This is a genomic window from Streptomyces sp. NPDC054783 (genome assembly GCF_053611725.1).
Genome location: NZ_JBSHAY010000022.1, coordinates 22215 through 33940 on the forward strand (window position 1 = coordinate 22215; position 11726 = coordinate 33940).

General features: G+C 70.3%; 10 protein-coding genes and 1 pseudogene. 5 read left to right on the forward strand and 6 right to left on the reverse strand.

Translation table 11 applies throughout. The features are described from left to right. Positions 1-2 precede the first annotated feature (2 nt). Positions 3-995: a phospholipase D-like domain-containing protein gene (locus tag ACWGJ5_RS31025; protein WP_453312950.1), complete on the reverse strand. Its 993-nt coding sequence runs from the start codon at positions 993-995 to the stop codon at positions 3-5. Positions 996-1260: 265 nt separating this feature from the next. Here ACWGJ5_RS31025 and hemB point away from each other — a divergent pair, with 265 nt between their 5' ends. Further along, positions 1261-2253: a porphobilinogen synthase gene (gene hemB, locus ACWGJ5_RS31030; protein WP_453312951.1), complete on the forward strand. Its 993-nt coding sequence runs from the start codon at positions 1261-1263 to the stop codon at positions 2251-2253. A 180-nt stretch (positions 2254-2433) separates the two neighbouring features. Next, positions 2434-3714, forward strand: coding sequence for an aminotransferase-like domain-containing protein (locus ACWGJ5_RS31035; protein WP_453312952.1), 1281 nt, complete (start codon positions 2434-2436; stop codon positions 3712-3714). Between the two features lie 13 nt (positions 3715-3727). Here ACWGJ5_RS31035 and ACWGJ5_RS31040 read toward each other — a convergent pair whose 3' ends face one another. Beyond that, complete coding sequence (locus ACWGJ5_RS31040; protein WP_453312953.1) at positions 3728-4618, reverse strand: DUF4253 domain-containing protein; 891 nt, start codon at positions 4616-4618, stop codon at positions 3728-3730. A 142-nt stretch (positions 4619-4760) separates the two neighbouring features. Here ACWGJ5_RS31040 and ACWGJ5_RS31045 point away from each other — a divergent pair, with 142 nt between their 5' ends. After that, positions 4761-5951: a hypothetical protein gene (locus ACWGJ5_RS31045; RefSeq protein WP_453312954.1), complete on the forward strand. Its 1191-nt coding sequence runs from the start codon at positions 4761-4763 to the stop codon at positions 5949-5951. Here the strand turns inward: ACWGJ5_RS31045 and ACWGJ5_RS31050 are convergent. After that, complete coding sequence (locus ACWGJ5_RS31050) at positions 5871-6074, reverse strand: DUF397 domain-containing protein (RefSeq protein ID WP_453312955.1); 204 nt, start codon at positions 6072-6074, stop codon at positions 5871-5873. The genes ACWGJ5_RS31045 and ACWGJ5_RS31050 overlap by 81 nt on opposite strands. On the opposite strand from ACWGJ5_RS31050, the pseudogene ACWGJ5_RS31055 reads away from it, so the two are divergent. Then, a pseudogene (locus tag ACWGJ5_RS31055) lies at positions 6003-6213 on the forward strand (ATP-binding protein); the annotation flags it as partial. The gene ACWGJ5_RS31050 and the pseudogene ACWGJ5_RS31055 overlap by 72 nt on opposite strands. A gap of 9 nt (positions 6214-6222) precedes the next feature. On the opposite strand, the gene ACWGJ5_RS31060 reads toward ACWGJ5_RS31055, so the two are convergent. Both ACWGJ5_RS31060 and argS read right to left on the reverse strand, forming a co-directional pair. Next, entirely contained in the window at positions 6223-6609 is a 387-nt protein-coding gene (locus ACWGJ5_RS31060) for a VOC family protein (RefSeq protein WP_453312956.1), read from the reverse strand. 81 nt (positions 6610-6690) lie between these two features. Beyond that, positions 6691-8469, reverse strand: a complete 1779-nt coding sequence (gene argS / locus ACWGJ5_RS31065; RefSeq protein ID WP_453312957.1) for an arginine--tRNA ligase — start codon at positions 8467-8469, stop codon at positions 6691-6693. Positions 8470-8618: 149 nt separating this feature from the next. On the opposite strand from argS, the gene lysS reads away from it, so the two are divergent. Beyond that, positions 8619-10358, forward strand: a complete 1740-nt coding sequence (lysS, locus tag ACWGJ5_RS31070) for a lysine--tRNA ligase (protein WP_453312958.1) — start codon at positions 8619-8621, stop codon at positions 10356-10358. Positions 10359-10438: 80 nt separating this feature from the next. Here the strand turns inward: lysS and ACWGJ5_RS31075 are convergent, their stop codons facing one another. Further along, complete coding sequence (locus tag ACWGJ5_RS31075) at positions 10439-11710, reverse strand: DUF2637 domain-containing protein (RefSeq protein WP_453312959.1); 1272 nt, start codon at positions 11708-11710, stop codon at positions 10439-10441. Positions 11711-11726 lie beyond the last annotated feature (16 nt).

The window sequence follows — 11726 nt, forward strand, 5'->3', positions numbered from 1 at the left end:
GGTCAGGCCCCCGTGCCGCCCGCGTAGTCGCTGTTGAACGTCGTCTCGATCGTCTGAGCCACCGGCTGGGCCACGCCCGTGCCGGTGAGGATGATGCCCAGCTCCCGGTTGCTGCTGAGGGAGTTGCTGCTGATGTTCATGGAGCCGGCCTCGACCTCCTGGGTGGTCAGGCCGTAGTCGGCGACCATGGCCTTGGCGTGGATGTAGAAGCCGTTGGGGTCGGAGTAGCCGACGACCGTGCCGCCGGCGGCCTTGACGGCGGAGACCTCACTGGAGTAGCTGGAAGGATTCTCCAGGACCACGCGGACCTTCACGCCGGCCTTGGCGCGGGCCACGATCGCGTTGACCACCGTGCTGTCGCTGAACTCCAGCTCCTCCACGTCGAGGCTCTTGGTCGCGGAGTTGACGAAGGACACCAGGCGGTTGCGGGAGTCGGTGGGGGACCACAGCAGGTGGTCGCCGTCGGTGGGGGTGATCGAGGTCGCCGTGTAGTCGGCGTTGAAGACCTTCTCGATGGAGGCGACGTCGCGCGTGTCGTCGGTGAAGACGCCGTAGTCGCGGCTGGTCGTGTAGTACTGCGCCGTCAGATTGCCGGTCATCACCAGGGACTTGACGCCGTCGACGGTGATCGTCTTCTGGTGGGTGTAGACGAACGCCGAGGACGACCAGACCACGCCTATGCCCGCGTTGGTCAGGGACGTGTACGCCGAGTTGTTGGCGGTCTTGTGCTGGCGGTCGAGTATGACGCGGACCGTGACGCCCTTGTTCTTCAGGGCGATGAGGTCGTTGACGGCCGTGGTGTCCTCCAGCTCGTACATGGTCATGTCGAGCGTGCTGGTGGCCGAGTCGATGAAGTCGTAGATCGTGGGCTGGCTGCCGCTCTGGGAGAAGGCGAACGCCGAGTAGCTCGCGGCGTTGGCGGGGACGGCCGTGGCGACGACGGCGGTACCGGCGGTCAGGGCGATGGCCGCGCGGGTGAGGACCTTCCGCAGCATGCGTGACTCCTAGGCTCACGGGCGAGGAGGGGTGGCGCGGGCATGACACCACGCGCGTAGAACGCTGGGGAGGGGGTGCGGAGTGAACTCGGCGTTACCACCGGGGACAAGGGGCGGGCATTCCGGACACCGCGCAGGTGGGGGCGGTTCGAAGAATGGTCGAGCTACCGCAAAATCTTCGTCCGGGGCAGGCCGGCCGCACCGGGCGGGGTCAGCCGACAGGACGTCGGCAAATGTGGGGACCGGGCGGGCGTAGCGTAGAGGGATGACGAAGTACGGATCGTTTCCCGGTACCCGTCCCCGGCGACTGCGGACCTCGCCCGTCATGCGGCGCATGGTCGCCGAGACGCGACTGCACCCCGCCGACTTCATCCTCCCCGCCTTCGTCCGCGAGGGCGTGAGCGAGCCCGTGCCGATCGCCGCGATGCCCGGTGTCGTCCAGCACACCCGCGACAGCCTGAAGAAGGCCGCACTGGAGGCCGTGCAGGCCGGGGTCTCCGGAATCATGCTGTTCGGTGTGCCGGAGGAGGCCAAGAAGGACGCGCAGGGCACGGCCGGCACCGACCCGGACGGGATCCTCCAGGTCGCCATCCGGGACGTGCGTGCCGAGGTCGGCGACGACCTGCTCGTCATGTCCGACCTGTGCCTGGACGAGACCACCGACCACGGACACTGCGGGGTCCTGGACGCCGAGGGCCGGGTCGACAACGACGCGACCCTGGAGCGGTACGCCGAGATGGCCCAGGTGCAGGCCGACGCCGGCGCCCATGTCGTCGGGCCCAGCGGGATGATGGACGGCCAGATCGGCGTCATCCGCGACGCGCTCGACCAGATCGGGCGCGAGGACGTGGCGATCCTCGCCTACACCGCCAAGTACTCGTCCGCCTTCTACGGCCCCTTCCGCGAGGCCGTCGCCTCCTCGCTCCAGGGTGACCGCAAGACCTACCAGCAGGACCCCGCCAACTGGCGCGAGTCCCTGCGGGAGCTGTCCCTCGATCTGGAGGAGGGCGCGGACATGGTCATGGTCAAGCCGGCCGGGCCGTACCTCGACGTCCTCGCCCGGGTCGCGGACGCCGTGGACGTGCCGGTCGCCGCCTACCAGATCTCCGGCGAGTACTCGATGATCGAGGCCGCCGCCGAGAAGGGCTGGGTCGACCGCGACCGGGCCATCTTCGAGACCCTGACCGGCATCAAGCGCGCCGGGGCCCGCAACATCCTCACCTACTGGGCGACCGAGGCGGCACAGAAGCTGCGCTGACCTCGCGGACGCGGCTCGATGCGGCGCCCACTGGTGTGGGCGCCATGCGAAGCGGAGTCCGGCACTGGCGTCGTCGGCACTGCCCGCCGCGAACGGGCCGTCCGGATCGCGGAATTACCGGTGTAGGCGGCATGTAGTTCTCTAGCCTGACGGCTCCCAGAGCCGAAGGAGAGCCGTGCCATGACCGCCGCCGAGCCCGCCCCGAGATCCGCCACGACCGTCGCCGAGCCGGACCCGATTCCCGCCCCGGCTGTCCCCGAGCCGGACCTGACGCCTGCCCCGGCTCCCGCTCCCGTCCCGCCGCTCGCCGCGCGTGCTCGCAGTGTGGGGGGTTCGCCCGTGCGGGACATCCTCGCGGTCACCGCTCGCCCCGAGGTCATCAACTTCGCGGGCGGTCTCCCGGCGCCCGAGCTCTTCGACCGGGAGGGCATCGCGGCGGCGTTCCAGGAGGTGCTGGCGACGGTCCCGGAGCGGGCGCTGCAGTACTCCACGACCGAGGGCGAGCCGGCGCTCCGGGCGGGCCTGGCCGCGCGCATCAGCGCCCGTGGTCTGGTCACCGCGCCCGACGAGCTACTGATCACCACCGGCTCCCAGCAGGCCCTGTCCCTCCTGGCGACGGCCCTGCTCGAACCCGGCGACACGGTCCTGGTGGAAAGCCCCTGCTATCTGGCGGCACTTCAGGTCCTCGGCCTCGCGGGAGCGCGCGTGGTGGCCGTGCCGGGCGACGCGGACGGCGTGGACCCGGCCGCGCTGGAGGCGGCGATCCGCCGCGAGCGCCCCAAGCTGCTCTACCTCGTCCCCACCTTCCAGAACCCCACCGGCCGTACGATGCCCGCTCCGCGCCGCGCGGAGATCGCCGCCGTGGCCGCCCGCCTGGGCCTGTGGATCGTCGAGGACGACCCGTACGGCGAACTCCGCTACGACGGCGAGCGCGTCCCCTGGATCGCCTCCCTCCCGGGCGCCGAGGACCGCACCGTCCTGCTCGGCTCCTTCTCCAAGGTGATGGCCCCCGGCCTGCGCCTCGGCTGGCTGCGTGCGCCCGCCGAACTGCGCCGGGCCTGCGCCGTGGCCAAGCAGGCGGCCGACCTGCACACCCCGACGCTCAACCAGCTCGCCGCAGCCCGGTACTTGGACGTCCTGGACGCCCATGTGGCCCGGGTGCGGGCCGTGTACGGCGAACGCCGGGACGCCATGCTGTCCGGGCTGCCCGACGCGCTCCCGGCCGGGTCGGTGTGGACCCGGCCCCAAGGCGGGATGTTCCTCTGGGCGCGCCTGCCGGAGTCGTACGACACCCTCGCCCTGCTGCCCCGCGCCGTCGAGCAGAACGTGGCCTACGTCCCCGGCGCGCCCTTCTACGCCGGCACTCCCGACCCCTCCACCCTCCGCCTGTGCTTCGTCACCCAGGCCCCGGAGGAGATCGCGGAGGGGCTGCGCAGGCTGGGGCGGGGACTCGGGGGCTGACGGCGGCCGGGGATCAGTCCCACCAGAAGGACCAGGTGGGGTTACCGACCAGGTGCTTGGCGTAGTCCCGCAGGCTGGTCGGTCCGCTCTGCGTGAGGTTGTCCGGGCAGAAGGCGAAGTGTTCGGCGGCCAGCACCTCCGCGTCCGCGAGCGTGCTGGGCGGGGCCGCGACGGACACGACCAGGATGTCGAAGCCGAGCCCCACCACCCGTACGCCGAAGCGGTCCTCCCACGAGCGGAGGACCGCGCACAGCCGGGCCACGTCGTTGTCGTGGTTCAGCGGGCCGGTCCAGCCGATCGCCGCCGGTATGTCTGCTGACCGGCGGGCCGGAACCAGGGCGAGCCGCGCCTCCTTGAACCACCCGGAGGCGGCTTCCGTCAGCGAGTCGGCCACCTGGGCCGCGCGGGTGTCGGGATCGGCGGTCGGGGTGGAGGCGGGCGCGAGCCCAGGCCAGGCGGACCCGAACGGCGCGAGCAACTCGGCCGGCTCGTCCTCGCCCACTTCCTCGGCCGATCCCTCCCTTTCCTCCCCCTCTCCCTCTTCCTCCTCTTCTCCCTCTTCCTCCTCTTCCGTCCAGTACCCCCAGTAGTCGACGAGGACGTCCTCGGCGTCGTGATCACCTGGGTAGGACATCAACCGGGGCATCAGCTCCCACTCCGTGGGACCGCCCTGCCTCCCGCCGACGTCCACGAGCACCGGCAGCAGGCCGACCCGGGCGCCCGGCGCGCCCAGTGCCTTCCACGTGCCCGGCGCGGCCGGCTTCCCCGCCTGCCACAGCAGGGGTTCGTGCCAGGGGCCGTCGTCGGTTTCGTCGATGAGCCTGCCGGGAGGCAGTTGCAGCCCCAGGGAACGGCCGCTGGGATCGGTGGCCAGTTTGGGCAGCGGATTGGGAAGAGTCGCCATGCCCGTGACTGTAAGGGCCGCCACTGACAACGACGTTGCCCTGCCGTCCCGAGGAACCCACGTCCGCCGCAGCCGCTCTTACCGGGTGGTGTTGTGATGGATGCGGACACGGTGACCGGTGTGACGGGAGGGACGGAGGAACGTGCGGATCGGGCGTTACCCGGTGCGGTGGCACATCGTGCTGCTCACCCTGTGGACCGCCGTCTGGTTCGTCGTGGCCGAACGTCACGCGGCCGTGTCCTGGCACTATCTGCGCGAGGGCGAGCAACTGCTCTTCGGCCAAGGCGACGGTGGCGGCCTCGCTCTCTATGCCAACCACCCCGAGCTGCAGATCGGCCCGGTCAGCTTTCTGGTCGCCGGACTCTTCGCACCCTTCCCCGCCGCCCTTGGTGAGAAACTGGCCGACGCGTTCATGTCCGGCCTGGGCCTCTACATGCTCGTCCTGGTGGGCCGCGCGGCGGCCGACCACTACCTCGGCACGGGCGTCAACCACAAACGCCTCCAGCAACGCGTCCTGGTCGCCGGAACGGCCTTCATGCCCATGTGGGTCGAGGTCTCGGTCCGTTTCGCCCACCTCGACGACGTCCTGGCCCTGTTCTTCACCACGCTCGCGGTCCGCGCACTGGTCCGGGGCAACGCGACGTGGGTGGGCGTCTTCCTGGCGCTGGCGGTCGACTCCAAGCCCTGGGCCGTAGGTTTTCTGCCGTTGTTGCTGGCCCTGCCGCGCCCGACCCGCCTGCGCGCGGCGGCCTGGACATTCGGCCTGGTGGCGGTGGCCTGGCTGCCCTTCTACCTGAGCCACCTGGAAACCCTGCACGCGGCCCGCTTCACCATCCCCAACCAACGGGCGTCCTCACTGCGCTGGTTCGGCGTGAACGACCCCGCGACGCCTTGGTGGGACCGCCCCGCGCAGATGGCGCTGGGCATGGGTCTCGGTGCCCTGGCGGTACGACGGGGCCGCTGGCCGGCGGTGGTCTTCCTGGCCGCCGACGCCCGCATCCTCCTGGACCCCAGCGTGTACACCTACTACAACGCCTCGGTCCTTCTCGGCACCCTCATCTGGGACTCGATCGGCCAGCGCCGCCTGGTCCCGTGGGTCAGCTGGATCGCCCTCATCTCCCTCTACGGCAGCGCCCTGGTGGTCCCGTCGGACTCCACCCGGGGCCTCATACGCCTGGCGTTCTGCGTCGGCTCGGCGGCGTACGTCCTGTTCTGGCCCCAACGCGCGCCGCGCGGCAGACGGGGCCGACGGTCACTTGGGGGAGGCGGTGAAGGCGACCCAGGTGGCGGGCGTGAGGTGCAGGGTGGGGCTAGCGGCGGGGCTGTTCTTTGAGCCGCGGATGTGGACGGTGCGGGCGGAGACGGCGACTTCGAGGCAGGCCGGGGCGTGCCGCCGGGGCGGGGGTTTCTTTTGCGGCTGCGATACGACGGCGCCCTCGTTCGGGGCGAGGTGCACGACAGCGGAACCGGTGTTCCCGAAATCGTGGACGCGCCGGACGAGGGCGGGCGTGGGCTGCTGCTCGTGTCGGTGCCGGCCGACAAGTGGGGCGTAGGGAAACGGCTCCCCGCCCGGCAAGCTCGTGTGGTGCGAGTTCGTCCTGCCCCTAGACCAGCGTCGTGATGCAGAACGGATGCCCGGCGGGGTCCAGCAGCACCCGCCACCGCTCCTCGCCCGGCTGGAACTCCGGCTTGGCGGCGCCCAGTTCGAGCAGCCGCTTCTCGGCGCCGTCCAGGTCGTCCACGCCCAGCTCGATGTGCGCCTGCTTCTCCTGAGCCGGGTCCGGCCAGGTGGGCGGGCGGTAGTCGGCGAGCCGGTTGAAGCCCAGGCCGGTCGCGCCCTCCTTGCCGAGGAGGACGAAGTCGTCGGTGGAGAAGAGGACGGACATGCCGAGCAACTCGCCGTAGAAGCGGGCCATTTCGGCGGGGTCGGCGCAGTCGAACGTGACGGCGGCGAAGCGGAACGCGGGCGCGGAAGCGGTCTCCGTAGTCATGAGGAGGACCCTAGGGTGCAACTAGGACAGCTGCTGTCCTAGTTGCACTCCCGACCCGCGCGCCGGCTGCCCGTCAGGGAGTCAGAGCTTCTCCGGCGTCCGGATGCCCAGCAGGGCCATGCCCCGGTGCAGGGTGCGGGCCGTGATGTCGCACAGGAAGAGGCGGTTCTCCACCTGCTGCGGCGTCTCGGCCTTCAGGACCGGGCACTTGTCGTAGAAGGACGTGTAGAGGGAGGCCAGCTGGTAGAGGTACGCCGCCAGCTTGTGCGGGGCGTACTCCGCGGCCGCCTCCGTGACCGTCTCCGCGAACGCGTCCACGTGCAGCCCGAGGGCGCGCTCCGCCTCCGCCAGCGCCAGCTCCGGGTGCGCCGCCGGGCGGGTCTCGCCGGCCTTGCGCAGGATGGACCGGATACGGGCGTACGCGTACTGCAGATACACGCTCGTGTCGCCGTTGAGCGAGACCATCTGGTCCAGGTCGAACTTGTAGTCCCGGTTCGCCGACGTCGACAGGTCCGCGTACTTCACCGCGCCGATGCCCACCTGGGCACCCCGCTCGGCGATCTCCTCCTCGGACAGGTCCTGGGCCTTCTCCCGTACGACGGCCGAGGCGCGGTCGATCGCCTCGTCGAGGAGGTCGACCAGGCGGACCGTCTCGCCCTCACGCGTCTTGAACGGCTTGCCGTCCTTGCCGAGGACCGTGCCGAAGGCCAGCTGGAAGGCGGTGACGTCCTCGTTCAGCCAGCCGGCCCGCCGCGCCGTCTCGAAGACCATCTTGAAGTGCAGGGCCTGGCGGGCGTCCACCACGTAGACGAGGTTGTTCGCCTTCAGGTTGAAGACGCGGTCGCGGATGGCGGACAGGTCCGTCGCCGCGTAGCCGTAGCCGCCGTCCGACTTCTGGACGATCAGCGGGACCGGGTTGCCGTCCGGGCCCTTGACGTCGTCGAAGAAGACGCACAGGGCGCCCTCGCTGCGTACCGCGACACCGGACTCCTCCAGGAGGCGGCAGGTCTCGGCCAGCATGTCGTTGTAGCCGGACTCGCCGACGATGTCGGGGTCGCGGACCTCCATGTCCAGCTTCTCGAAGACGGAGAAGAAGTAGATCTTCGACTCGTCCACGAACTTCTGCCAGATGGCAAGGGTGCGCGGGTCGCCGGCCTGGAGGTCGACCACCCGGCGCCGGGCACGCGTCTTGAACTCCTCGTCGGAGTCGAACAGCTTCCGCGCGGCCTTGTAGAGGCGGTCGAGGTTCGACATCGCCTCCTCGCCGGAGACTGCCGTGTCCTCGGTGGACGCCTTGTGGTCCAGCTCGTGCGGGTGCTCGTCCAGGTACTGGATCAGCATGCCGAACTGGGTGCCCCAGTCGCCGATGTGGTGGCGCCGGACCACGTTCTCACCCGTGAACTCGAGGAGCTGGACCACCGAGTCGCCGATCACGGCGGACCGCAGATGGCCTACGTGCATCTCCTTCGCCACGTTCGGCTGCGCGTAGTCGATCACCGTCGTGCCCGGCTCGGCGGCGGTCGGCACGCCGAGGCGGCCGGTCTCGTCCGCGTACCGCGCGGCCAGGTTCGCGGTGATCGCCCGGTCCGCGATCGTGATGTTCAGGAAGCCGGGGCCGGAGACCTCGACGTCCTTGATCAGCTCCTCACCCGTCACCACCTGGGAGACGACCTGCGTCGCCAGCTCCCTCGGGTTCGCCTTCGCCTTCTTGGCCAGCGCGAGGATCCCGTTGGCCTGGAAGTCGGCCCGGTCGCTTCGTCGCAGCAGCGGGTCCGCGCCGGCGGCCTCCGGCAGGGTGGCCGAGAGGGCGGACGCGAGGTGCTGCTGGACGGAATCGCTGAGGGACGTGACCGAGGCCATAGGAATGGGTGCCGTTCTCCTCGTGGGGATGGATAGTCCCAGCCAGTATCCCACGGCGGGTAAAGCCGTTTTCGCGGGCGCGAGCCGGTCTGTGAGAATGGAGTGTCACCCCGATCAGACGGAGTGCCACCCCGTTCAGAAAGAAGGACGTGCCGATCGTGGCTCAGAGCACCGAGACCACCGACTGGGTCTCCCGTTTCGCGGATGAGGTCATCGAGGAATCGGAGCGCCGGGCCCCGGGCAAACCGGTCGTCGTCGCGTCCGGACTCTCGCCGTCGGGTCCGATTCACCTCGGCAACCTGCGCGAGGTCATGACCCCGCACCTGGTCGCCGACGAGATCCGCCGCCGCGGGTACGAGGTCCGGCACCTGATCTCCTGGGACGACTACGACCGGTACCGCAAGGTCCCGGCAGGCATCGCCGGGATCGACGAGTCCTGGGCCGAGCACATCGGCAAGCCGCTGACCTCGGTGCCGGCGCCGCGCGGGTCGTCGTACCCGAACTGGGCCGAGCACTTCAAGGCCGCCATGATCGCCTCGCTGGCCGAGCTGGGTGTCGAGTTCGACGGGATCAGCCAGACCGCGCAGTACACCTCCGGCACCTACCGCGAGCAGATCCTGCACGCCATGAAGCAGCGTGGCGAGATCGACGCGATCCTCGCCCAGTACCGCACGAAGAAGGCCCCGAAGAAGCAGCAGCAGAAGGCCGTCGACGAGGCCGAGCTGGAGGCCGAGGAGGGCTCGGGCGCGGCGTCCGAGGACGACGGCAGCTCCGGCTCCGCCGGGTACTTCCCGTACAAGCCGTACTGCGGCAACTGCGAGAAGGACCTGACCACCGTCACCTCGTACGACGACGACTCCACCGAGCTCGCCTACACCTGCACCGCGTGCGGCTTCACCGAGACGGTGCGGCTCAGCGAGTTCAACCGCGGCAAGCTGGTCTGGAAGGTCGACTGGCCGATGCGCTGGGCGTACGAGGGCGTCGTCTTCGAGCCGAGCGGCGTCGACCACTCCTCGCCCGGGTCGAGCTTCCAGGTCGGCGGCCAGATCGTCGGGATCTTCGGCGGCAAGCAGCCCATCGGACCCATGTACGCCTTCGTGGGCATCAGCGGCATGGCGAAGATGTCGTCGTCGCGTGGTGGGGTTCCGACCCCCGCCGACGCGCTGAAGATCATGGAGCCGCAGATCCTGCGCTGGCTCTACGCCCGCCGCAGGCCCAACCAGTCCTTCAAGATCGCCTTCGACCAGGAGATCCAGCGGCTGTACGACGAGTGGGACAAGCTCGCGGCCAAGGTCGCCGACGGCTCCGCCCTGCCGGCCGACGTCGCCGCGTACACGCGCGCCGTCGGTACGGCCGCCGCTGAGCTGCCGAAGACGCCGCGCCCGCTGCCGTACCGCACGCTCGCGTCCGTCGCCGACATCACCGCCGGACACGAGGACCAGGCGCTGCGGATCCTCTCCGAGCTGGACCCGGAGCAGCCGCTCGCCTCCCTGGACGAGGCGCGGCCCCGGTACGACAGGGCCGAGGCCTGGATCAACACGCACGTGCCCGCCGACCAGCGGACCATCGTGCGCGACGAGCCCGACGCCGAGCTGCTGAAGTCCCTCGACGAGGCCTCCCAGCAGTCGGTACGGCTGCTGCTCGACGGGCTCGCCGAGCACTGGTCGCTCGACGGGCTGACCCACCTCGTCTACGGCGTGCCCAAGGTGCAGGCCGGGTTCCCGGCCGACGCCACGCCGAAGGAGCTGCCCGCCGAGATCAAGACGGCCCAGCGCGCGTTCTTCGCCCTGCTGTACCACCTGCTCGTCGGGCGCGACACCGGGCCCCGGCTGCCCACGCTGCTGCTCGCGGTGGGGCAGGAGCGGGTGCGGCGCCTGCTCGGGGAGTAAGCCGGTACGCGTAACCGGTACGGCTGAGCGGTAACGGAAAAAGGGGCCCTCGGCAAAGGGCCCCTTTTTTCCTGCGGTTCCTATGCGATGTGGTTCTCTTCCAGCTCCGCGTTGAAGCGGTTGGTGAAGCGCTTGACCATGCGGTCGGCCTCACGGCTGGGGAGCTTCATGCTGTACGTCGCCTCCACTGCCTCGCCGAACTGGTGCGGGGTGGGGAAGCTGCCGTCGATCGACTGACGGAAGACCTGGTAGTACGACTCCTCGTCGGGCTCCGGGGCGCCGCCGCCCTCACCGAGCTCGCGGGTGCGGTTCGGGCCCACCGGGATGGGGAAGCTGCCGGTCTCCTCGGACGAGGGCTGCTGGAAGTCCTCCGGCTGCTGCTCCTCGTACCAGTCCTCGTACTGTTCGTCGGGGGCGTACTGAGGCTCCTGCAGCATCGGGTCGTAGCTCGGGTCGTAGCCGCCGTGGTAGTCGACCTGCCGCGGGGCCTGGAACCAGGGGCTCTGCTCGTCCACCGGAGGTTCCTGGGGGCGCTGCTCGCCGGCAGGTGCCGCCTGCTGCGGGACGGATACCGCCCCGACGGCACGACCGCCCGCGGCCACCGCGGTGGCGTCGGCCGCCGTCAGCCGCAGTTGCTGGGGCACGGCCGGCAACAGGACCGGTTCAATGCCCGCCGCCGCCAGGCCCGCCCCGGCAGTCTCCGCCAGCGGGACGCCGTACCTCGCGAGCCGCAACGGCATCAGGGACTCCACCGGGGCCTTCCGGCGCCAGGCGCGGCCGAAGCGGGAGCGCAGGCGGGCCTGGTAGACGAGACGTTCCTGCTCCAGCTTGATCACCTGGTCGTAGGAGCGCAGCTCCCACAGCTTCATGCGGCGCCAGAGCAGGAAGGTGGGGACGGGGGAGAGCAGCCACCGGGTCAGGCGGACGCCCTCCATGTGCTTGTCCGCCGTGATGTCGGCGATCCGGCCGATCGCGTGCCGGGCCGCCTCCACCGCCACCACGAACAGCACCGGGATCACCGCGTGCATGCCGACACCCAGCGGGTCCGGCCAGGCGGCGGCGCCGTTGAACGCGATCGTCGCCGCCGTCAGCAGCCACGCCGTCTGCCGCAGCAGCGGGAAGGGTATGCGGATCCAGGTCAGGAGCAGGTCCAGGGCCAGCAGGACACAGATGCCCGCGTCGATGCCCACCGGGAAGACATAGGAGAAGTTCCCGAAGCCCTTTTTGATGGCCAGCTCACGGACGGCCGCGTAGGAGCCGGCGAAGCCGATACCGGCGATGATCAAGGCGCCGGTCACGACCACGCCGATGAGAACGCGGTGCAATCGAGTCAACTGCAGTGGCGCGGCCACTCGTACTCCCCTCCCC